This is a genomic window from Prauserella aidingensis (assembly GCF_024171865.1).
Taxonomy (GTDB): Bacteria; Actinomycetota; Actinomycetes; order Mycobacteriales; family Pseudonocardiaceae; genus Prauserella; species Prauserella aidingensis.
Genome location: NZ_JAMTCN010000005.1, coordinates 183,574 through 205,633 on the forward strand (window position 1 = coordinate 183,574; position 22,060 = coordinate 205,633).

Genomic DNA, 22,060 nt, shown 5'->3' on the forward strand with positions numbered 1-22,060 from the left:
AGAGCGCAACACGCGCCCCCAGACCCGCAACACGCGCCCGTCCCCGAATCCGCGACAACGGTCCGGGCGCGGGACACGCGGGTCAGGGGCGGGCGCGGCGGCGGGCCACGAGGCCGCGGCGGGGAGCCAGTACCAGGGCGAGCACGAACAGCACGCCGCTGGTGAGGCCGATCGTGCCCGGGATGGAGGTGTCCAGCGACACCGCGACGCCGTGTCCCGCGATCGAGGCGACCCATCCGCAGGCCGCCGCGACGACGAGCATCGGCCCGAGACGCGCGGTGAGCAGCCGGGCCGTCGATGCGGGGACGACGAAGAACGTGATCACCAGGATCGCGCCGACGCTGTCGAACGCGACGACGGCGAGTCCCGCCACGGCGACGAGCAGCACCTGTCCGATCAACCGGCCGCGCAGTCCCGCCAGCTCGGCGAACGCCGGGTCGAACGACGCCGCCTGCAACGGGCGCCACAGTGTCACGACCAGCGCCACCACGGCGACCGTCGCGCCAGCGGTGATCACCAGCGACCGCGGCACGTCGGCCCCGAACAACGACATCGTGCGCAGCGGTGCGAACGTCAGGTCTCCGTAGATGGCCGAGTCCAGGTCGATGTGCGCGCCCGACGCGAAACGGCTGATGCCGAGGATGCCCAGCGAGAACAGGGCGGGGAACACCAGGGCCAGTGCGGCGTCCGACTCGACGACGCCGCTGCGCCGTAGCCAGTCCGTGCCGAGCACGCACAGCACGCCGAACGCCGTCGCCCCGGCGACCGTCCACAGTGACGCCCGCTCGCCGGTCAGCAGGAAGATCAGCACGATGCCGGGGAGGACGGCGTGGCTGACCGCGTCGGGCAGCAGCGCCTGGCCGCGCAGCACGAGGAACCCGCCGAGCACCGCACACGACGTCGACAGCAGCCCGGCGATCACGATGATCATCACGTCGTCGGGTGTCATCGCGCGCGCTCCTGTCGCAGCCTGCCCTGTCGCATCCGCCCCTGTCGCAGCCTGCCGGAGCGCGCCCGCGCGATGACGCCGCGCCGCGGCGCCAGTACGACCGACAGCACCGCGACGGCCGTCGCCAACAGCACGATCACCGGACCGGCCGGCAGTTCCGCACGTCCCGACAGGAGCCCGCCCGCCGCGCCGCACACCGCGCCGACGACGGCCGACAGCGGAAGCAGCGCCGCCAGTCGCGTCGTCAGCTGTCTCGCGGCGACGACCGGGGCGACCAGCAGCGCGACCATGAGGATCGCCCCGACGGTGCGTACGCCGAGCACCACGGCGAGCGCCAGCAGTCCCGTGCTCGCCGCGTCGACCACCCACGTGCGCACACCCGCGACGGCGGTGAACCCCGGATCGAACGTCGCCGACCGCAGCAGTCGGAACCCGAGCAGGATCGCCGCGACGGCGACACCCGCCAGCGCGAGCGCGACGACGACGTCGCGTTCGACCATCCCCGCGGTCTGGCCGAGCAGGTACTCGTCCAACCCGGACTGCTGCGCGTTGCCGCTCTCCGAGATGCCCGTGAGCAGCACGATGCCGAGCGTCAGCGACACCGACAGCACGACGCCGATCGCCGCGTCCGCGTGCAGCCGTCCCACGCGTTCCAACGCGATCATGGCGAACGCCGCGAGCGTGGCCGAGACCGCCGCGCCCAGGAGCAACAGTTCCGGCACCTTGGCGCCCGTGATCAGGAACGCGACGGCGACGCCCGCCAGGGTGCCGTGGCTCATCGCGTCGCCGAACATGCTCCGCTGGCGCAGCACCGCCAACGGGCCGAGCAGGCCCGCGACGAAGCCGACGACCGCCGTGCCGACGACGACCACCGCGTCCGGATAGGACAGTGGCAGGGCGTCCAGCAACCCGCCGAGCGGCCCGGCCTGCACCCACCCGCCGAGCGGCCCGGCCTGCAACGACCCTGCCTGCAGTGTGCCCGTCACGATCGCGCTCACCGCGCGGCCAACGGCGCCATACCGTAGGCGCGCTCGAGGTGCTCCGGCGTGAGCACGTCGGCCGGCGCCCCCGCGGCGACGACCGTGCCCGCCATCAACACCGCATGGTCGAACCGATCCCGCACGTCACGCAGATCGTGGTGCACGGCGATCACCGACACACCGTCGCGGCACAACCCCGTCAGGATCTCCAACAACGCCGCCTCGGTACGAGCGTCGACGGCCGTGAACGGCTCGTCCAACACGATCAGGTCCGCGCGCTGCGCGAGCGCCCGCGCCAGGAACACCCGCTGCCGCTGCCCACCCGACAGCTCGTCGATCGGCCGGTCCGCCAGCTCCGCGACCCCGACCTGCTGCATCGCGGCCGCCACACACTCGTCGTCCTCCGCCGTCAGCCTGCGCAACCAGCCCCGGTGCGGATACCGGCCCATCTCGACGACCTGCACAGCCGTGATCGGGAAGTCCTTCGCCACCGCATCCGACTGCGGGACGTACGCCACCCGCTTACGCACCCGCCGCAACGGCCGTCCCAGCCACCGCACCGTGCCCCGCACCGACGGCACCAGCCCCAGCGCCGCCTTCACCATCGTCGACTTGCCCGCACCGTTCGGCCCGACGACCGCACTCAACACCCCCGCGGGGATCTCCACGTCCACCCCGGTCAACACGGGCCTGCCGCCGTACGAGGCACTCATGCCCTCCAGGCGCAGCGCGGGTTCGGTCATCTCCGGAGCCTCCGAGGGGAAACGGGTATCGGGTGCGTCGACCGGGTCAGTCGCCGCCTCCGCGGCAGAACGTGCGTCGGCGGTGCCTTCTTCCGCCTCCGCGGGAGAACGTGCGTCGGCGGTCATGCCAGGCCCTCCGCGAGGGTTGCCGCATTGGCACGCAGCATGCCCAGGTAGCTGCCGTCCGCACCGGTGGAGTCGGAGTGCAGCTCACCGCCGACCCGCACGTCCCCGCCGCGGTGCCGGGCCGCCGCGATCATCGAATCGACCGTCTGCCGGGACACGCTCGTCTCGAGAAACACAGCGGGCAGGTCCTCACGCGCGAGCAGTTCGGCAACGCGGGCGACGTCGGCCGTCGTCGCCTCCTGTTGTGTCGACATGCCCTGGATGGCGACGACGTCCATGCCGAACGCGTCACCGAAGTAGCGGAACGCGTCGTGCGAGGTGACGAGCGTGCGCCTGCCCGCGGGGATGCGGTCGATGGTGCGCCGCACCTGCTCGGCCGTGGCGCGGACCTCGTCGTTGTAGGCGGCCGCGCGGCGATGGAAGTCGGCGGCGTGTTCCGGGTCGAGCTCGGCCAGGTGATCGGCCACGGCGTCGACGACGCGGGTCCACAGCTCCGGGTCGTGCCAGATGTGCGGGTCGTACTCCTCCTCGGGAGCCGACCCCGCGGGCGGACTGAGCAGCTCATCGGCCGGCACCGCCTCGCCCGCCAGCAGCACCGGCTTCGTACGGCCCACCTCGTCGAGGGTCTGCTGCAACGAACCCTCGAGGTAGAGCCCGACGGCGATCACCCCGTCGCTGCGGCGCATCTCCCGCAGGTCGCCCGCCTTGGCCTGGTACAGGTGCGGATCGACGCCGGGGCCCATCAGTCGCACCGTCTCGACGTCGTCGCCGCCGACGTGACGCACGGTGTCGTCGAGGAACGTCGTGGTGGTCACGAGGCGCAGCGTCGCGTTGTCCGTGCCGGTGGGTTGGAGGGCGTAGCCGACGGCGCCGGAGATCGCCAGGACGAACGCCACACCGAGGGCCACGAGCGCGCGACGATCACGGCGCCGCGCCCGCCTGCGCCGCCGCGCGTGCCGGTGATGCGCGGCGGCGCCCGCGGTGGTGATACGGCCGTCACCAGTGTCGTTCATGCTCCACCCTCGGATTTCGGCGTGCCGAACTCTACTGTACGACGCAGCGAACACCGACGCCGACGCGGTGTGATATACGCCCCGTTACCTCGTCCGAAGTAGACTCGCACGCCGCTGACGTGGAACTTCGCCGGACCTGCGGACGTTGGACCGGATGCAGGCCACCGCGGTGGCGGCATGCACGGGATGTTCCCGCCCGCGGACCGGGAGGAGGGTGAGCCGGTGCACAGGCACCACAACGGTCTCAAGACGGCGCTGCTGCTGGGTCTCATGAGCGCGCTGATCATCGGCATCAGCGGCATGTTCGGCAGGGGGGCACTGATCATCGGATTGGTGATCGCCCTGGCCATGAACGGCTACGCCTACTTCAACTCCGACAAGCTCGCGTTGAAGGCCATGCGCGCCCAGCCTGTGTCGCAGGCGCAGCAACCCGCGATGTATCGCATCGTGCGGGAGCTGGCGACGTCGGCGCGACAGCCGATGCCGCGGCTGTACGTCAGCCCCACTCGCGCGCCCAACGCGTTCGCCACCGGGCGCAATCCGCGCAACGCCGCCGTATGCTGCACCACGGGCATCCTCGAGATCCTCGACGAACGCGAGCTGCGCGCCGTCCTCGGCCACGAACTCGCGCACGTCTACAACCGCGACATCCTCATCTCGTCGGTGGCGGGCGCGCTCGCCAGCGTGGTCAGCTTCCTGGCCAACATGGCGATGTTCGCGGGCATGTTCGGCGGGAACCGTGAGGGCGGCAACCCGATCGGCATGCTGCTGCTCGCGCTGCTCGGACCGGTCGCCGCCGGGATCATCAAGATGAGCGTGAGCCGGTCGCGCGAGTACCAGGCGGACACGTCGGGCGCCGAACTGACGGGTGATCCGTTGGCGCTGGCGTCGGCGTTGCGGAAGCTGGAACGGGGCACGAGTGCCGCGCCGCTGGCCCCGGAGCCGAAGCTCGTGTCGCAGTCGCACCTCATGATCGCGAACCCGTTCCGCCCCGGTGAGCGGATGTCGAAGCTGTTCTCCAGCCATCCGCCCATCGACGACCGCATCCGTCGCCTGGAGGACATGGCCCGCCGCCAGTTCTGATGTCGACGGGCGTGTGCCCGTGTCGCTCGCCCGACGCCCGTGTTGCACTCTCCGGGGCTCGTGTTGCGGATCCGAGGACCCGTGTTGCGCTTCTGTGGGCCCGTGTTGCGGATCCGGGGGCTCGTGTTGCGTTTTCGGGGGTTCGTGTTGCGCTCTCAGGGCCCCGTGTTGTGCATTCCGGGCCGCGTGTCCTGCACTCGGAACGCCGAGATCTGCGCCGGTACTTTGAGTTCCTCAGCTGGTGCGCCGGTCTGCACCCGGTACGTCGAGGTCTGCACCCGGCGCTCCGTACTTCTGCGTTCACCGTGGGCGACCGGGTCACCGCTCGGCGATGAGCGACGTCTCCCTGCGTGTCTCTCGAACCCGGAACACTCCCGCCGGCCCGCAACACGCCCCGGAATCCGCAACACGCGCTCCCGAATCCGCAACACGCGCCCGCGAAGGCGCAACACGGCCCCCGGAATGCGCAACACGGTCTCGCGAAGGCGCAACACGGCTACGGATGGTGCTCCAGGGCTCGACGGGCGAAGGCGACCGTGTGGGCGCGGAGCGCGTTGTGGCGGTCCTCGGTGTCGCCGGGCATCAGGAATCCGGCCAGTTGCGGCAGGGTGTGCGGCCAGGCGGCCAGCCCGAGCAGGGTGAACAGGGTTGCTGCGGTCTCGCGGTCGACGTCGGTGCCCAGCGCGTGGGCGAGCGCGGCGATCTTCTCGTCGTAACCCTGTGCGCGGCGATCCTGGTCGGGCACGGGCCGGTCGTCGTAGTGCAGTGACTCCCAGAGCAGCAGACGCAGCAGTAGCGGGTGCTGCCGGTGGTAGTCGTAGAGCCTGCCGACGTACTCCGCCAGGTCGCCCTCGGGGAGGCCGATGCCCTTGGCGTGTTCGGCCTTCGCCTCGGTGATCACGGCGTCGAACAGCTTCTCTTTGCTGCCGAAATAGCCGTAGATGCGCTCCTTGTTGACGCCTGCGCGGGCGGCGATGGTGTCGACGCGTGCGCCCGCGATGCCGTGCGCGGCGAACTCGTCGCGTGCGGCATCGAGGAGTCGTTGCCGGGTGCTGCTCATGACGTCCATGTCTACCAGGCGCCAACTGTTCGGTTGACAACCAACTGGTTGGTTGGTCACAGTGGCGGTATGCCCGACACGGATGTACCCGCGCGTCCGGCCGCACACTCCTGGGCGTCGCCGGCCAGAACCCTCGCGATCCTGGTGACCAGCGGCGTCGTCGGCGTCGGTCAGACCTATTCCGTCATCCCGCTGCTGCCCGCGATCGCCGACGAGTTCGGCATGTCGACGTCCGCCGCGACCTGGATGTCGACGGGCTTCAGCCTCACGTTCGCGCTGAGCTTCCTACTGGCGGGGCCGCTCGCCGACCGGTTCGGCCCACGACGCGTCATCCTCATCGGTTTCGTCGCCGCGGCCGCGACGACGGTGGCCGTGACACTCGCGTCGACGCCGGGCGCCGCCGTCGCGCTGCGATGCGTGCAGGGTGCGGCCGTCGCGATGCTCGTGCCCACCGGGTTCGCCTACGTGACGGCGCACCTCGAACCGGGCAGACGTCCCGTGGCGTTCAGTGCGCTGGCCAGCGCCGGCATCGCGTCGGCCGTCGTGCTGCAGGTCGCCGCGCAGCTGCTGGCTCCACTGGGCTGGCGGGCGGTGTTCCTCGCGTCGGGCGGAGCGTTCGCGGGGCTCGTGGGCCTCGCGGCGACGTTGTTGCGCCCGGATTCGCAGGGGGCGACGCCGCGTGCCGAGTCGGTCGTCTCCGCGCTCGCGGCCGTGCCGAAGTTGCTGGGCCGGCCGCGGCTGCTCGGCCTGTACCTCGCGACGGCGGCACTGCTCGGTGCGTTCGTCATCGTGTACACCGTCGTCGAGCTCGCGGGCCCCGCCGCGGTCGACAGTCCGGGAGCGATGCTGGCACTGCGGGCGAGCGCGCTCCCCGCCGTACTCGTGGCGCCGCTGCTCACCGGGGTCATGTCGGCGATTCCGGCCCGGGTGCGGGCGACGGCGTCGCTCGCCGTGGCCGCGGTGGCCGCGTTGCTGTTGCCGTCGGCGAGTGGGGACGTCGTCGCGCTCGGTGCCCTACTGTTCGTGTTCGTCGGCGGGGTCGCGCTCGGGTCGCCGGGGTTGGTCGCCTCGATCCACGGCCGTGCGGGCGGCTCGGTCGGGGCGGCGACCGCGCTGTACACGGCGTCGCTGTTCCTCGGCGCCAGCGTGGGGCCGCAGGTCGTCGCCGCTCTCGGTGGCTTCACTCCGACCTTGCTGGCCACCGGTGGGATCCTCGCGGTCGCGGCAGGGCTGGTGTGGGTCTCGACGCGCGGCGACTGACGTGTGCTCCTGCCGACCGTGCACGACCGCAGTACACGCGGGAGCACGGTGCCGCACGCGGTGGCCTGCAACACGGCGCCCGGAGAACGCAACACGGTCCCCCGAGAACGCAACTCGAGCTCCGGAATCCGCAACACGGCGCCCGGGATCCGCAACACGGCGCGCGGGTGGGTCAGCCGGTGGCGCCTGCCGCCTTCGCGATGTCCATGACGTAGTCGCCGTAACCGCTCTTGGCGAGTTTCGCGCCGAGGCGGTGGCACTCGTCGGCGTCGATGTAGCCCATGCGCAGTGCGACCTCTTCGAGGCAGGCGATCCGCACGCCGGTGCGGTGTTCCAGCACCTGCACGAATTGGCCCGCCTCGAGCAGCGAGTCGTGCGTGCCCGTGTCGAGCCAGGCGAACCCGCGGGAGAACTCGACCAGCCGGGCGCGGCCTTCGCGCAGGTACGTCAGGTTGACGTCGGTGATCTCGAGTTCGCCGCGCGCCGACGGTGCCAGCCCGCGGGCGATGTCGACGACCTGGTTGTCGTACAGGTACAGCCCCGTGATCGCCTTGTTCGACCGCGGCACCGTGGGTTTCTCCTCGATGGACAGCAACGTGCCGTCCGGGGCGATCTCGCCGACGCCGTAACGCTGCGGATCCTTGACCGGGTAGCCGAACAGGACGCAGCCGTCCAGTCCCGCCGCCTCGGCCTGCAGGGTGCGCGAGAACCCCTGGCCGTAGAAGATGTTGTCGCCGAGGATCAGCGCCACGTCGTCGCCCGCGACGAAGTCCGCGCCGATGACGAACGCCTCGGCCAGGCCGTTCGGCGCGGCCTGCTCGGCGTAGGAGAGCTCGATGCCGAACTGACTGCCGTCGCCGAGAAGGCGCTGGAAGTTCGGCAGGTCCGACGGAGTGGAGATGATCAGGATCTCGCGGATGCCCGCCAGCATCAGCACCGAGATCGGGTAGTAGATCATCGGCTTGTCGTAGACGGGCAGGAGCTGTTTCGACACGGCCTGTGTGATCGGGTGCAGCCGCGTTCCGCTGCCGCCCGCCAGCACGATGCCCTTCATCGCCCGCCCTTCGTACCGTTTCCGCCCGTCCGGGTCGTCGACCGCCTCGCCGCGTGCGCGCCCGGCGCCGACCCGCCGTCTCCGCGACTGAGCTCCGCGACTGAGTTCCGGCTCAGCCTTCCGGGGGATCAGGGTACCGGTTGGCGGGACGGCCCGGTGCCGAAAAAGACCCGACAGCCGTCGTCGGTGCGGTCCGCGGTGGCCTGCAACACGGTGTCGCCACCGTCGACCGGCAGCAGCGACGGGCTGTAGTTCGGGCACGGGTCGTCCACCGGGTCGGCGACCTGCACGGGAGCGGGCACCTCGTACCATTCGCCGGAACCGGGGTCGTCGTTGGCGAGGATCGTCCGGCCGTTGCCCGCGTTGGGCGTGCCGTCGGCGTTGGCGTAGATCTGGCCGATGAGCAGCACCCGCGTGCCGTTCGGGCCGCCGGGGAAGAGCGAGATCGTGGGCGAGTGCCGGAAGTGGCGGCCCTCCGGCGTGGCGACCTGCGTGCCGGGTTCGGCCGGGTCGCCGAAGTCCTCGCCGTCGCCGGAGATCGTGAAGTACGGGTCGCAGAACCGCTCGCCGAAGTTGCAGATCTCGTAGCTGAAGTAGTGCCGTCCGTCGGGAAGGGTGCGCGTGATGGGCATGCCGGGGCGCACCTCCCACGGCGAGATCGTCAGGGTGCGGGCCGGGGCGCTCCAGTCGACGAGGTCGTCCGTCGACCTGCGGGCGAGGAACTGGTCGAACTCGCGCTCACCGCGTTCGTCGGCGTAGTGCATCTGCAGGGTGCCGGAGTCGTCGACGTCGAACTCCGGTTCCCACACGCCCGGTGGGCCGTACGACGTGACCGGCTCGCCCGCGAAGTGCCACGAGCGCCCGGTGTCGGTGCTCGCCCAGATGCGGATGCCGATCTCGCGGGTGTCGCGCGGGGCCTTCTGCCGGTAGCTGGCCGCCCACAGCAGCGTGCCCTTCGGGTACCGGCCGATGCTGCGCGGCAGTTCGTACAGGGTTCCGCAGCACATGCCGCTGCCGTAACGGCCCTCCGGGTCGCGCACCTCGCCGACCTTGTCGAAGCTGCGGCCCTCGTCGGTGCTCTCGTAGATGGGCGCATAGAAGCCGCGGTCGTCCGTGCTGGTCATCGTCGCGAGGATGCGGCCGTTGTGGCTCTCGTGGCCGTGCTGGGTGCGGATGAGCCGCGGGTACGCGCCGTAGCCGTCGTGCAGCTGCTCCCGGTCGGCGGCCTGCGCGACGGCGGGGGACAGGGTCAGGCGACGGCGGGGGACAGGGTCAGGCACAGGACCGCGGTGGCGACGACCGCCAGCGCCCGGCGCAGTGGTGAACGTTCCCGTGGTGCGGGTGGTGCGGACCGGCGGGACGGCCACGCGCCGTGGGTCGGCGCGTGGCTGGTGGCCGGGTTGCTAATGGCCGGGTTGCTGGTGGTCGCGTGGCTGGTGGTCGACCAATGGATGTGCACGGAAAACCCCCGGTCTCCGACGGCGACCGGGGGTTTCAAACACGATCAGGTGACGAATGGTCAACGGTTCACGATCTTTTCACCGAGGCGGCAGAGGGTTGTCCCACCTCCGTGGTCCCGCGACCGAGTGCATGCGCCACACCTGCGACGACGTCACCGGTAGTTCATGAACTGCAACGCGATGCCGAAGTCCTTCTCCTTCAACAGCGTGATCACGTCCTGCAGGTGGTCCTTCTTCTTGCCCGACACCCGCAGCTGATCACCCTGGATCTGCGCCTGCACACCCTTCGGACCCTCGTCCCGGATGTACTTCGAGATCTGCTTCGCCTTGTCCTGGTCGATGCCCTCGACGATCGAACCCGACACCTTGTACGTCTTGCCCGACGCCGCAGGCTCGCCCGCATCGAACGCCTTCATCGACACGCCACGCTTGACCAGCTTCTCCTTGAAGACGTCGACAGCGGCCTTCACCCGCTCCTCGGTCTCGGCCTCCACCACGACGGCGTTGTCACCCGACCACGCCACCGACGCGCCCGTGCCACGGAAGTCGAACCGCGTCGACAGCTCCTTGGCCGCCTGGTTCACCGCGTTGTCCACCTCTTGCCGGTCGACCTTGCTCACCACGTCGAACGACGGATCCGCCACGCCTGAAGCACCTCGCTGTCTGGTTCTCGCTGGTTCGGAGAGTTCTCGGGAACGTGGCCGCCGACGCGGCCACAACGGGTAAGCGTAGTCACCGGGTACCCGCCTGCGGGCGCGTCCGCCGCAGGCGGTACGCTGTCATCTTGCCGGACACGGAGCCGGCACCCGGCGGGTTGCCCGAGCGGCCAAAGGGAGCTGACTGTAAATCAGCCGGCACTGCCTTCGGGGGTTCGAATCCCTCACCCGCCACTCGATCGAAGGCGCCCCCTGCTTGTCGCTGGGGGCGCCTTCGCTTTTTTTCGATCATCGTCGATGTCCTCTGGGGGCGCAGCCCCCAGACCCCGCCCGGGGCGGTCCCCGGAGCCCCATCGGCCGGCGGGCGGCGTGTTTTGTGGGGTGCCTGCCCACGTTCCTGTCCGGGGAGGCTCAGGACGCCGTCGGGCGGCGGTTGCAGTGCCCTGCCCGGCCGGCCGCCGGGGCGGGGCCGGCGTCAGCGGTCGTTGCAGTGGGTGAGGACGCCGCGGATGGCTTCGGCCTCGGCGCGGTCGACGGTCAGCTCGTAGCGCTGTTTGATCGACACCCAGCGGGTGACGTAGCCGCACCGGTCGCGCTCGGGCAACCAGCTCGCCGGGTCCTGATCGCCCTTCGACCGATTCGACCCCGCGGTGACGGCCACGAGCACGTCGGGATCGTTGGCGTAGGACTCCCGCTCGGCCTCGCTCCACTCCCGACTGCCCGAACGGGCCACCTCGGCCAGCGGCACGAAATGGTCCACGTCCAGATCGGACGGATCGGTGACGGTCTCGCCGTCGTAGCTGCTCCGCCACGTCCCGGACAGGTCACAGTCGTCGCCGACCTCGACGTTCTCGCCCTGCTGCTTCAAGGTGCGGTCACGGGTGTCGCACCCGTCGCCGAGATACGTCCAGTGCGGCCAGTCGTCCCGATCGTACGGCGCGCCCGTGTCCTCCGGCGCCACCGTCAACTCAGCCAGGTCGGCCGGCGACGCCGACCCGGGCGCCGACCCGGGCGCCGACCCGGGCGCCGACGTCGACGAACCCGCAGCGTCGAGGTCGACCAACCCACAGCCGGCGACACCCAGAGCGGCCAGCAGTGTCAGCGCGGCGGCGGCGGTGCGGGTGCGCGTGCCCATCGTGGTCCCTTCATGCGGTCACGGTGCGTCGGCTACGGAACAGGTGTCGGTTACGGGGCGGTGCCGGTTACGGAACAGTGCCGGCTACGGGACAGTGCTTGCTCGACCAGTGCCGGCGGGTCCCGAGGTCGCGATCTCGCGAACGCGCCCGCCCGAACCCACCGAGATGATCTTCCGTGTCGGTCACCCTCCGGTGGCACAGGAGTGACGAACATCAACCTCCCACCGGCCGCGCTCCCACCGGCCCGCGGGCCCGCCCCGCACCCCTCGCTTCGCCGCCCCGCGCCGCGACCCCGGACCGCAACCCGCACGCCGCCTGTTCACCCACACGCACCGCTCGTCCGCCGGCTCCGGCCGCCCGTCCCACGGCGCCGACTTTCCCGGTGTGGCGGGCTTTCCGCGTCGCGCCGTCGCCCGCGAGGCGTCGCCGGAAGCCCGGCGTGCCGACCCGCCCGACGAATGCACGAATTCCTACGTTTCGTTGCTCCGCACGAGGCCCCCGATCTGCCAATCTGGGCGCCCGCCGTCGACAATCGGCTGCACGCGATGCCTACGAAAGGACCGCCCTCATGCCACAGAACGTCAGAGGGGTCGTCGCCCGAGAGCAGGGCAAGCCCGTGACCGTCGAGACCGTTGTGGTCCCCGACCCGGGTCCCGGTGAGGCCGTGGTGAAGATCCAGGCCTGCGGCGTCTGCCACACCGACCTGCACTACCGCGAAGGCGGCATCAACGACGAGTTCCCGTTCCTGCTCGGCCACGAGGCCGCGGGCGTCGTCGAGTCCGTCGGCGACGGCGTCGTCGACCTCGAACCGGGCGACTACGTCGTGCTCAACTGGCGCGCCGTCTGCGGTGTCTGCCGCGCCTGCAAGAAGGGCAAGCCGCACCTGTGCTTCGACACCCACAACGCGGCACAGGCGATGACCCTCACCGACGGCACCGAACTGTCGCCCGCCCTCGGCATCGGCGCGTTCATCGAGAAGACCCTCGTCCACTCGGGCCAGTGCACCAAGGTCGACCCGAACGTGCCCGCCCAGGTCGCAGGCCTACTCGGCTGCGGTGTCATGGCGGGCCTCGGCGCCGCGGTCAACACCGGCCAGGTCGGACGCGGTGACTCCGTGGCCGTCATCGGCTGCGGCGGCGTCGGTGACGCCTCGATCGCCGGTTCCGCGCTGGCAGGTGCCACCACGATCGTCGCCGTCGACACCGACCCCAGGAAGCTCGACTGGGCCAAGCAGTTCGGTGCCACCCACACGTGCAACGCGCGCGAACAGGACCCGGTCGAGTTCATCCGCTCGGTCACCGACGGCAACGGTGCCGACGTCGTCGTCGAAGCCGTCGGCCGCCCCGAGACCTACAAGCAGGCCTTCTACGCCCGTGACCTCGCGGGCACCGTCGTCCTCGTCGGCGTACCCACGCCCGACCTGAACGCACCGGAGATCCCGTTGATCGACTACTTCGCCCGCGGCGGGGCGCTCAAGTCGTCCTGGTACGGCGACTGCCTGCCCTCCCGCGACTTCCCGATGTATGTGGACCTCCACATGCAGGGCCGGTTCCCGCTCGACAAGTTCGTCACCGAGACCATCGCCCTCGACGAGGTGGAGTCCGCATTCGACAAGATGCACTCCGGCGACGTGCTGCGTTCGGTGGTGGTCCTCTGATGGCACCGATCGACCACGTCGTCACGTCCGGCACCTTCAACCTCGACGGCGGCAGCTTCGACGTCGACAACAACGTGTGGATCGTCGGCGACGAGCGCGAAGTCTTCGTCATCGACGCCGCCCACGACGCCAGCGCCATCGCCGCCGCGGTCGGCGACCGTCGCGTCAAGGCCATCGTGTGCACCCACGCCCACGACGACCACGTCAACCAGGCACCCGCGCTCGCCGACCGGTTCGACGCGCCCATCATGCTCAACCCGGCCGAACGCGTGCTCTGGGACATGACATGGCCCGACCGCACGCCCGACCGGGAGCTCGAGGACGGTCAGCAGCTGTCCGCGGGCGGGGTCGATCTGCGCGTGCTGCAGACCCCTGGGCACTCGCCGGGCTCGTCGTGCCTGTACGCGCCCGAACTCGGCGTCGTGTTCACCGGCGACACCATGTTCAACGGTGGGCCCGGCGCGACCGGCCGGTCGTATTCGAGTTTCGACACGATCATCGAGTCGATTCGCACGACACTGCTGCCCCTGCCGGGCGAGACGCAGGTCCGCACGGGCCACGGCGACTCGACGAAGATCGGTGACGAGGCGCCGCACCTCGAGGAGTGGATCGCGCGCGGCCACTGAATCGCTGCCCGCCACCCGACCGGAGGCGCACGCCCTGCGACGCGGGTGCGCCTCCGGTCGTCCGCGGCCTTCCCAGCGGGCGGCGCGGAGCCGCACCCGGCATGAGCCGCACCAAGCTGCGGAGTCGTGGTCGGCGTAGCCGCTTCACGGCCGGCTCCCGCTTCGGGTCAGGGCGTCGTACGCTTGGCTGATGGCACGCGCACAACAGGCACGGCCGCAGAACGTCGACGAGTACCTCGACCGGTTCGCATCGCCCGTGCGGGAGCGGCTCGCGGCGGTGCGTGACCTCGCCCGAGAGGCCGCCCCCGACGCGGTGGAAGCGATCAAGTGGGGCGACCCCGCGTGGGTACACGCCTCCGGCACGATCCTGTTGGTGCTCGCGGGGTACTCGAAGCACATCGGCGTCGTCTTCACGCCCACCACCCGCGAGGCGTTCGACGCCGAACTCGCCGACTACAACCCCGGCAAGGGCTCGGTGAAGATCGCCCACACGCAGCCGATCCCCGAGGACCTGCTGCGGCGCATGATCGCCCACCGCATCCGCGAACACGAGCTCGACGGCGTCAAATGGATGTGACGGCCGGCCCGGAACAACAGCGGCCCGGAGCAGCGGCACGCCCCGGAGCCGCGGCACGCCCCGGAGTCGCATTCGGCACGACCAGGGGGCACGACCAAGGGAGCGCCGGCCGGTCAGCTGGCGGGTGCCTGCCAGAGCCCGACGATCGCGTCGATGAGGCCGTCCGCCGTGTCGCGCCAGGTCTCCCGCGTCGTCGGCCTGCCCCGCGCCAGCGCGCGCTCGCGATCCGCCACCATGTGCATCATCAGGTGCCCGGTGATGGCGGCGCGTTCGGCCCGCACCTCCGGTGGCAGTTGCTCCACACACCGATGGATCCCTTCGAGCACGGTCGCCATCGCCGGATCCGCCCGGAATCGCTGCTCGAGGATCGGATGCAGCGTCGGATCGGTCACCAGTTGCGCGTTGAACCGCGCGAACCACGTCGGCTTGCCCAGTGCCGCGAGGTGGTCGGCCACCGGCAGCACGAAGCACGACACCCAGTCCCGCAGCCCCGGATGCTCGCCGACCCGGGCGACGTAGTCGGCGCGCCTGCGCGCGAGCGCGTCCTGATGCCGTTCGACCAGCGCGGTGATCAGGTCGTTCTTCGTGCCGAAGTGGTAGTGGACGGCCGCGTTGTTGCCCTGCCCGGCGGCTTCGCTGATCTGCCGGTTCGACACGTTGTAGACGCCGTGTTCGGCGAACAGTCGCTCCGCCGTGGCGAGGATGATCTCGCGCGTCGAACCCGTGGCGGGTGGCTCCACCGATCGCCCGGTCGCTCCGTCCGACGTCGTCACCGTCGTGGCCCCTCCGTACCGACTGCGGTCCGGCGCCCGCTCGCCGGACGTGTACCGGCTCGAACGCCATCCCGACCCACGTTAATCCTGGTCAGCGCGGCGTTACGAATCGTGACCCGAAAGCCCGGAATGTCACCCTGTGTGGGTGAGACGTTTGTGTCCGAATCCGTTCTTTCGACTGTGTGTAGCGCGACGTCTGTGCGGGTAACGCCTGCGCGTCGGAACGGTGTCGTCTCGGTGAGGCGCACCCCTTCGCCCAGGCCGACCCGATATCGGCAGGTGAACGCCGCGTTCCGCGAGAGGTCGGCGTGTGCCTCCGGAGCGTCTGCACCCGGTGTCAAGCAGTTGTTTTTGGTGCTGCAAAGGTGGTAAACACCGGTACTCGCGTCACTCATCCGGAGGAATTGCTGCATGTTGCAGGCCGGTGCACGGGTGTCCGGGCTTGTCCGCGCTGCGCGCCACGGCACGTCCGGTCCGGTGTGTTGCCCCGTCATTCGGGACCACCTGTGGAGGAACCTGTGAGGTTGTGGAAGCGGCGCTCCGCCGCGGCCGAGTCGCGCCGGTCCGAGGACCGGTCGAACGCCGCTCCCTCGGCGTTCCCTCCCACGGAGGCCCGCGGTGGCCAGCCGGGAGGCGAGGCCGCGCACGCTGCGCCGACGCCCGGAACGCCCCCGGACGGAACGCAGTCGCCCCCGGGAATGTCGTCGGGAGTGTCCGCACCCGATGACGGCAGGCTGCCCGCCCGTACGGTGCGGGGACGTGTACTGCGCGGCGATGCCGCCGGAGGACCGTCCGCAGGTCAGCCACTGCCCGCGGTCACCACCGTCACCGCCCACCGGCGCAACGGTGCCGTCGTGGCCAGCACCGTGAGCGAGGACGGTGGCTACGTGCTCGACGGACTGCCCGCCGAACCGCTCACGCTCGTCGCGGTCGAACATCCCGCGGTGCACGAGGAGGTCGTCGTCCGCCCAGGCGACCAGCGCCGCGACATCGCGTTGCCCGCGTTCCCGAGGAAGGATCTCCGGTGACCATGCCCGGCGAATCCCCACAGTGGCCGCAGGAAGAGCCCACCCCGAACGGATTCGGCACCGGTGCCGTCGGTGTCAACGGCTCGGGTGTCAACGGGGCCGGGGTCAACGGGGTGAGCGTCGCGGATGCCGGCGGTGAGCGGGACGCGGGCGGTGACGCGTCGGCACGCGGAGCTCCCGACCCGGCGACCCGGCGACCCGGCGAGCACGACGGGCGGGATGCGGACTCGGGAGACCTTGACGATCTCGACGACCTCGACCAGCCGGGTGCCCCCGAGAGCGGTCCGGTGGCCGGGGCGGACGGCGCGGTCCGCGACTTCGGCAGCATCAGCGGGCTGCGCGGAATGCGCGCGCGAGCGTTGGGCGGCCAGCAGCCGACGACGGTGTTGTCCGGTGTCGTGCAGGGAGGGAACCGCCCGCTGGCGGACGTCACCGTGACCGTCACCGACCGCACCGGATCGCAGTGCGCGCGGGCGACCACGGACGCGAGCGGGGTGTTCCACGTCTCGGGCCTCGAACCCGGCAGTTACGTGCTGGTGTTCGCCCGCGCCGGTTATCGTCCACAAGCGACGGTCGTGCCCCCGGGGCCGATGCCGTCGCGTCTCGACATCTCGCTCGAGCCGACGGCCGGGGTCGGCGGAACGGTGCGGGACCGCATCGCGGGCAAGCCCATCCCCGGCGCCACCGTCACGGCCATCGGCGCGGCGGGCGAGGTCATCACCAGCACCGTGTCCGGAGAGGACGGTGCCTACCACCTCGCGGGCGTCGACGCCCCGCAGATCACGCTCGTCGCCGCGGCGCCGTTGGCCGATCCGGTCGCGACCGTCGTGGCGCTCGACGAGGGTCCGGTCACCGACGTCGACCTGGAACTCGAACTACGTGGGGCGCTCACGGGTGTCGTCACGTCCGGTGGCTGGCCGTTGTCCGGCGTGCGGTTGCTGCTGCGGGGCGCCGACGGTGCGGTGGTCAGTTCGACCGTCACCGACGACGGTGGGCGCTACCGGTTCGGCGCGGTCGCTCCCGGCAACTACACCGTGACGACAGCCCCGGCGGCGCCGTGCGTGCAGACGGTCGGCCCGAACGCGACACTCGCCGACCTGCGCGTCGGCTCCGAACCCGCCGACACCGGTGCGGACCGCGGTGCGGGGCCTGTCACCGAGGTGTTCCCCGCGGTGTCGCCGCAACCGCCTCGTGGAGGCTGAGTCGGCCTCGGAACCGTCCAGCCGGCGCGGCTCGTTGTATACAGATCCCGGTTCGGGATCCCGTCGATTTTCGGCCGTACTGTTGTGCGGGCGTCGACGCGCGGCTACTTTGCATACAACCTGAGCCGCGGGGTGGTGACCACTCCGCAGCCGGGTGGAAGGTGCGATCACCGGCTCACCGAGGAGCTGCCGCATGGGTCAACGCCGATCCTCGTCACGCCCGACCTCCGAACCCATCCGCAACCCGTGGCTCTGGGTGGCGTTCGTGGCGCTCATCCTGGCCATGGCGCCGTGGTACCTACCGGCGGGTGATGCCGCACCGCTGGTGTTCGGTGTCCCGTACTGGTTCCCCGTGTCCGTCGCCGCGACCCTGCTGTTCTCCGGGGTCGCCGCGTGGGCGTGCCTGCGGCGCTGGAACCTCGACGAACCCGAGGAGGAGCGCAGGGCCGCCGAGGCCGCAGCCCGGCACGACGGCGACGCACCCGACGGCGACAGTGAACCCGACGGTGCCGACTCCGCCGGTCCGCACGGCGAGGAGGGTCGCTCGTGAACGACCTGATCTTCGGCGGCACCAGCGGCATGCTCGTGCTCGGCTTCTACGCGCTGACGATGCTGGTCATCGGCTACGTCGCCGGACGGCGGAACCCCGGAACCCGGCACACCGCGAAGGGGTACTACATCGCAGGCGGTGGACTCGGCTTCGTCGCGCTGTTCTTCACGCTCTACGCCACGCAGTACAGCGGCAACTCGGTCGTCGGCTACGCGCCCACCGCGTACCGCACCGGTTTCCCGTGGTGGCAGTCCGTCGGATTCATGACGGCCGTCATCGTGGGCTACCTGTTGTTCGCGCCCCGGCTGTACACCGTCGCCAAGCGCGAAGGGTTCATCACACCGACGGACTGGGTGCGACACCGGTTCGCGTCGACGCCCGTGTCGGTGCTCGTCGTGATCCTCATGCTCTGGGGGCTGGCGAATTACCTGCTCGAACAGCTCGTCGCGATGGGGCACGCGATCTCCGGGCTGACGGGCAACACGGTGCCGTACCAGCTCGGTGTGATCGCGTTCGTGCTGGTCATGCTCATCTACTCGTGGCTCGGCGGGATGCGCGCCGTCGCGCTCACCGACGTCATGCAGGGCATCGCGCTGCTGATCGGCGTGAGCGTGCTGCTGGGCGGATCGCTGTACCTCGTCGGCGGCGACCTCGGCGACGTGGTCGGGGACATGCTGCGCGAGGAGCCGGAGAAGGTCGCCGTGCCGCCGACCGAGGTGTCGGTGAACTGGATCGCGATGATGCTGCTCATCGGGTTCGGCGCCTCGGTGTACCCGCACGCGATCCAACGCGTCTACGCCGCCCGCAGCGAGCGGACGCTCAAGCGCTCGTTGGCGATCATGGCGTGGATGCCGCTGGTGACCACGGGTGTCGTGTTCTGCGTCGGCATCGTCGGCACGGAGCTGTACCCAGGACTGTCCGAATCGGAATCGGAACAGCTCGTCGGGCTCGTCGCGAACAGCGTCGCGGCCATCGGCCCGTTCTTCTACGCCGTCATGGTGCTGATGTTCGGCGGCATCGTCGCCGCCATCGTGTCCACTGCGGACTCGGCACTCCTGGCGTTCTCGTCGATCTTCTCGCGGGACCTGTACGGCAGGTACCTCCGGCGGTCGGCATCGGAGAAGCGGCAACTGCTGATCGGCAAGGTGGCCGGGGTCGTGATCGTCGCCGTGCTGTTGCTGATCGCGTGGAACCCGCCCGGCACGCTGTACGCGATCTTCGTGCTGAAGTTCGAACTGCTGGTGCAGATCGCGCCCGCGTTCGTGCTCGGACTGTACTGGCGCAGGCTCGCCGCGGGCCCGGTGTTCTGGGGCATGCTCGCCGGTGCGGTGTTCGCGGGCGTCTGCACGGTACTCGACCTCGAGCAGCCGGTGGGCATCCCGTTCGGCCTGCTGGGCCTCGCCCTGAACGCCGTGATCTGCGTCGTCGGGTCGCTGCTCACCCGCCCGCAGGCCGACCCCGAACGGGAGGAGGCGACGGCGGAGCCGCAGCCCGGTTGAGCACCGGGGTTCGCGGTGGCTGTGACCCACGCGGACCGTGTGTTAACCCGCCTGTGCGGGCGACAGGATGCGCTGGACCGTCACTGTGCTACGCCGAAGGGGTTCGCCTGGGCCCAGCACACCACGTCCGCGGCTCGTGAGCCAGTCCTGGACTCAGCGGACCGACCCGGCCGCCTCGAGATACGCCCGCCACCCGCCGTGCTCGGTGATGTCGACACCACCCGCCGCCGTGTCCGCATCACAGTGAAAGCCCAGAACCTGCTCGCCATCGTCGACGATCACCACACCCAGGGCCATCGGTTCCGGAAGTCGCGAAAGGAACACACCCAGTGCGGTCGTCGACAACCGCCAGCGTTCCCCGAGGAGACTCTCACCCCGCGTCCGGTCCCGGACGACGCCGGGCTTGGGCGGGACGGTGGGAAGCGCCACCATCCGGTACTCCGGAGCCGTGTGCACCTCACCGAGGTACCGGGCACCCAGCTCGGTCAACTCGTGATTCAGTGGACACCCACGCAGGTGCGCGCCGAACACGACCAGGTCCGTGCCCGCGTCCGGCCGGGCCTGCGGAGGTTCCACGTCGGTCAACATCGCCCCCACATCAAGCGCGACCTGGTCGTCGAACGCCCGCGTGATCACACTGACGCCGAACGGACTGCCGTCCGCCGTACCCGCGGGAACTGCGGCGGCCGCCATGTCCAGCAGGTTCACGAAGTTGGTGTAGACGCCCATCCGGGAGTTCACGCCGACCGGATCGGCCTGGACCTCGGCGATCGTCGGATGCCCCGTCGTCGTCGGCAACAGCAGCGCATCGAACCTGGTCAACAACGAGTCAGCCTCCGTGCGGTAGGCGTCCAACCGCTCGAGGTCGGTGGCGAATCGGTGGGCAGGGAGCGTCCGTGCGGCCAGTACGATGCCCGCGACCGTCGGATCGGCACCGTCAGGCGTAGTGGCCAGGAAATCGCCGACGGCCGCGTAGCGCTCGGCGACAAGCGCACCGTCGTACAGCAGCGTCGCTGCGTCGAGGAACGGCCGCACGTCGATGCGCTCGACAACCACACCCGCCCCGCGTAGCCGGTCGACGGCACTGTGGAAGGCGGCGACCCGCTCGGCGGACAACGGCTCCAGGCCCTCCTCGTCCGGCACCGCCACCCGAGGACCCGTCGCGGCGAACCGGGCATCCGGCGGCCACGCCCGACTCGTCGGGTCGGCGTCGTCGGGACCGGTCATCACGGTCACTGCCCGCTGTGCCTGAGCGAGGTCCGCCGCGAAGACGGTGACGCAGTCGTAGGACCGAGCGGCAGGCACGACACCAGTGTTGGGCACGAGCCCCAACGTCGGTTTCAGTCCGACGATCCCGTGCAGTGCTGCCGGCACCCTCCCTGACCCCGCCGTGTCCGTACCCAGCGCGAAATCCGCGATCCCCAGCGCCACCGCGACGGCCGACCCGGAACTCGAACCGCCGGAGATCTTGTCCGGCTGTTGGGCGTGCCGTACCGCGCCGTACGGACTGCGGGTGCCGACGAGACCGGTCGCGAACTGGTCGAGGTTCGTCTTGCCCAGCACCAGCGCACCCGCATCCACCAGCCTGCGCACCACGGTCGCGCTGACCTCGGGGGAGTAGGCGTACGAAGGGCACCCTGCGGTGGTGGGGAGGCCCGCGACGTCGATGTTGTCCTTGACCGCGAACACCAGGCCCGCCAGCGGCAGGTCGGCACCGGCTGCCAGGCGATCCTCCAGCGCAGCGGCCTCGCGCAGGACGTCGTCGGCGTCTCGGAGCGTGATCCACACTTCCGGGCGGTCGACCTCGGCGATCGTGCGGTAGGCGGCGCGGACGCGTTCGGTGGGGGTCATCGGATCCTTCCCTGTGGTGACGAGTGGTGGTGCTTGCGAAAGCTAAGGTCGAGGGCGTGACTGCAGCCGACGACGCGAACAGCAGGGCGCCGAGGGCGGAGATTGCGCACGCGGTGCGGGAGGACATCCTGGCCGGCAGGCTGGCGCCCGGTGACCGGTTGCGTGAGGCCGATCTGGCCGAGCGGTTCGGCGTGTCGCGAGTGCCGATCCGCGAAGCGTTGTCGCAACTCGACAGTGAAGGGTTCGTCACGCTGGTCCGCTACCGCGGGGCCACGGTGTCGGCGACGTCCGGGGAAGCGGCTCTCGAACTGCTTCAGGTGAGACGGGGACTCGAGGTGCTGGCCGCCCAGCTCGCCGCGGAACGTCATGGTGGCGAGGTCGCCGAGGAACTGGCCCGCGTGGTCGAGATCGGGCGCTCGGCCGACGTCAGTGAGGCCCGGGACGAACTGCCGTCGCTCGTGATGCGCTTCCACAGCCTTGTCGCCGAGGCCTCGGGCAACCACCAGTTGCAGAAGATGCTCACCCAGGTGCTGGGGCGGGTGTCGTGGATCTTCGACCAACGTCTCGAAGCGCGCACCGATACCTCGTGGAGCGATCACGCCGTGATCGCACAGGCGATTCTCAGCGGTTCCCCGGTGCAGGCCGGATATCTGATGGGGGAGCACATCGCCAGGGACGAGGCTCTGCTCGCCGAGCTCGAACATAGCTAGATTGTATACGAAGATGCGGCGTTGCCCCGGTTCGTAACCTCGAATGAACCAACCATAACGTCGCTGA

General features: G+C 70.4%; 21 protein-coding genes and 1 tRNA gene. 11 read left to right on the plus strand and 11 right to left on the minus strand.

Translation table 11 applies throughout. From position 1 onward, the window contains the following. Positions 1-82 precede the first annotated feature (82 nt). From LY13_RS08545 to LY13_RS08560, 4 genes are all read right to left on the minus strand, one after another. Entirely contained in the window at positions 83-949 is an 867-nt protein-coding gene (locus tag LY13_RS08545; RefSeq protein ID WP_253827762.1) for a metal ABC transporter permease, read from the minus strand. Beyond that, positions 946-1,857, minus strand: a complete 912-nt coding sequence (locus LY13_RS08550; RefSeq protein WP_253827873.1) for a metal ABC transporter permease — start codon at positions 1,855-1,857, stop codon at positions 946-948. Before LY13_RS08550 ends, LY13_RS08545 begins: the two co-directional genes overlap by 4 nt. Positions 1,858-1,943: 86 nt before the next feature. Next, entirely contained in the window at positions 1,944-2,672 is a 729-nt protein-coding gene (locus tag LY13_RS08555; protein WP_253827763.1) for a metal ABC transporter ATP-binding protein, read from the minus strand. A gap of 122 nt (positions 2,673-2,794) precedes the next feature. Beyond that, positions 2,795-3,811 (minus strand): metal ABC transporter solute-binding protein, Zn/Mn family, encoded by a 1,017-nt coding sequence (locus LY13_RS08560; RefSeq protein WP_253827764.1) that lies wholly within the window; start codon positions 3,809-3,811, stop codon positions 2,795-2,797. 222 nt (positions 3,812-4,033) lie between these two features. On the opposite strand from LY13_RS08560, the gene htpX reads away from it, so the two are divergent. Continuing rightward, on the plus strand, positions 4,034-4,894 hold the full coding sequence (gene htpX / locus LY13_RS08565; protein WP_253827874.1) for a zinc metalloprotease HtpX: 861 nt from the start codon (positions 4,034-4,036) through the stop codon (positions 4,892-4,894). A gap of 496 nt (positions 4,895-5,390) precedes the next feature. On the opposite strand, the gene LY13_RS08570 is transcribed toward htpX, so the two are convergent. After that, the gene (locus LY13_RS08570; protein ID WP_253827765.1) at positions 5,391-5,954 is read right to left on the minus strand and encodes a TetR/AcrR family transcriptional regulator; all 564 of its coding nucleotides are present in this window, start codon (positions 5,952-5,954) and stop codon (positions 5,391-5,393) included. Between the two features lie 69 nt (positions 5,955-6,023). On the opposite strand from LY13_RS08570, the gene LY13_RS08575 reads away from it, so the two are divergent. Beyond that, the gene (locus LY13_RS08575; protein ID WP_253827766.1) at positions 6,024-7,214 is read left to right on the plus strand and encodes an MFS transporter; all 1,191 of its coding nucleotides are present in this window, start codon (positions 6,024-6,026) and stop codon (positions 7,212-7,214) included. A gap of 172 nt (positions 7,215-7,386) precedes the next feature. Here the strand turns inward: LY13_RS08575 and rfbA are convergent, their stop codons facing one another. The 3 genes from rfbA to LY13_RS08590 form a co-directional block, all read right to left on the minus strand. Further along, positions 7,387-8,268: a glucose-1-phosphate thymidylyltransferase RfbA gene (gene rfbA / locus LY13_RS08580; RefSeq protein WP_253827767.1), complete on the minus strand. Its 882-nt coding sequence runs from the start codon at positions 8,266-8,268 to the stop codon at positions 7,387-7,389. Between the two features lie 128 nt (positions 8,269-8,396). Continuing rightward, positions 8,397-9,548, minus strand: coding sequence for a sialidase family protein (locus tag LY13_RS08585; protein ID WP_253827768.1), 1,152 nt, complete (start codon positions 9,546-9,548; stop codon positions 8,397-8,399). 332 nt (positions 9,549-9,880) lie between these two features. Further along, complete coding sequence (locus tag LY13_RS08590; RefSeq protein WP_253827769.1) at positions 9,881-10,372, minus strand: YajQ family cyclic di-GMP-binding protein; 492 nt, start codon at positions 10,370-10,372, stop codon at positions 9,881-9,883. Between the two features lie 164 nt (positions 10,373-10,536). Between LY13_RS08590 and LY13_RS08595 the strand changes: the two genes are divergently transcribed. Beyond that, positions 10,537-10,618, plus strand: a tRNA-Tyr gene (locus tag LY13_RS08595). A gap of 241 nt (positions 10,619-10,859) precedes the next feature. Here LY13_RS08595 and LY13_RS08600 read toward each other — a convergent pair. After that, the gene (locus LY13_RS08600; RefSeq protein WP_253827770.1) at positions 10,860-11,519 is read right to left on the minus strand and encodes an HNH endonuclease family protein; all 660 of its coding nucleotides are present in this window, start codon (positions 11,517-11,519) and stop codon (positions 10,860-10,862) included. 569 nt (positions 11,520-12,088) lie between these two features. On the opposite strand from LY13_RS08600, the gene LY13_RS08605 reads away from it, so the two are divergent. The 3 genes from LY13_RS08605 (at position 12,089) to LY13_RS08615 (ending at position 14,380) form a co-directional block, all read left to right on the plus strand. Continuing rightward, a complete protein-coding gene (locus LY13_RS08605; RefSeq protein ID WP_253827771.1) occupies positions 12,089-13,177 on the plus strand; it encodes an S-(hydroxymethyl)mycothiol dehydrogenase in 1,089 nt (362 codons plus the stop codon). Next, complete coding sequence (locus LY13_RS08610) at positions 13,177-13,803, plus strand: MBL fold metallo-hydrolase (protein WP_253827772.1); 627 nt, start codon at positions 13,177-13,179, stop codon at positions 13,801-13,803. The genes LY13_RS08605 and LY13_RS08610 overlap by 1 nt, the downstream gene beginning before the upstream one ends. A 190-nt stretch (positions 13,804-13,993) precedes the next feature. Then, positions 13,994-14,380, plus strand: a complete 387-nt coding sequence (locus tag LY13_RS08615; RefSeq protein ID WP_253827773.1) for an iron chaperone — start codon at positions 13,994-13,996, stop codon at positions 14,378-14,380. A 113-nt stretch (positions 14,381-14,493) separates the two neighbouring features. On the opposite strand, the gene LY13_RS08620 is transcribed toward LY13_RS08615, so the two are convergent. Then, positions 14,494-15,153, minus strand: a complete 660-nt coding sequence (locus tag LY13_RS08620) for a TetR/AcrR family transcriptional regulator (RefSeq protein ID WP_253827774.1) — start codon at positions 15,151-15,153, stop codon at positions 14,494-14,496. Between the two features lie 710 nt (positions 15,154-15,863). Between LY13_RS08620 and LY13_RS08625 the strand changes: the two genes are divergently transcribed. From LY13_RS08625 to LY13_RS08640, 4 genes are all read left to right on the plus strand, one after another. Further along, the gene (locus LY13_RS08625) at positions 15,864-16,181 is read left to right on the plus strand and encodes a carboxypeptidase-like regulatory domain-containing protein (RefSeq protein ID WP_253827775.1); all 318 of its coding nucleotides are present in this window, start codon (positions 15,864-15,866) and stop codon (positions 16,179-16,181) included. Positions 16,182-16,183: 2 nt separating this feature from the next. After that, positions 16,184-17,383, plus strand: coding sequence for an MSCRAMM family protein (locus tag LY13_RS08630; RefSeq protein ID WP_253827876.1), 1,200 nt, complete (start codon positions 16,184-16,186; stop codon positions 17,381-17,383). A 193-nt stretch (positions 17,384-17,576) separates the two neighbouring features. Continuing rightward, entirely contained in the window at positions 17,577-17,933 is a 357-nt protein-coding gene (locus LY13_RS08635) for a hypothetical protein (protein ID WP_253827776.1), read from the plus strand. Then, on the plus strand, positions 17,930-19,432 hold the full coding sequence (locus LY13_RS08640; protein ID WP_253827777.1) for a sodium:solute symporter family protein: 1,503 nt from the start codon (positions 17,930-17,932) through the stop codon (positions 19,430-19,432). The genes LY13_RS08635 and LY13_RS08640 overlap by 4 nt, the downstream gene beginning before the upstream one ends. 153 nt (positions 19,433-19,585) lie before the next feature. Here the strand turns inward: LY13_RS08640 and atzF are convergent, their stop codons facing one another. Further along, positions 19,586-21,283 (minus strand): allophanate hydrolase, encoded by a 1,698-nt coding sequence (gene atzF, locus LY13_RS08645; protein WP_253827778.1) that lies wholly within the window; start codon positions 21,281-21,283, stop codon positions 19,586-19,588. A gap of 56 nt (positions 21,284-21,339) precedes the next feature. Here atzF and LY13_RS25915 point away from each other — a divergent pair, with 56 nt between their 5' ends. Then, positions 21,340-21,993: a GntR family transcriptional regulator gene (locus LY13_RS25915; RefSeq protein WP_253827779.1), complete on the plus strand. Its 654-nt coding sequence runs from the start codon at positions 21,340-21,342 to the stop codon at positions 21,991-21,993. The last annotated feature ends 67 nt before the right edge of the window (positions 21,994-22,060 follow it).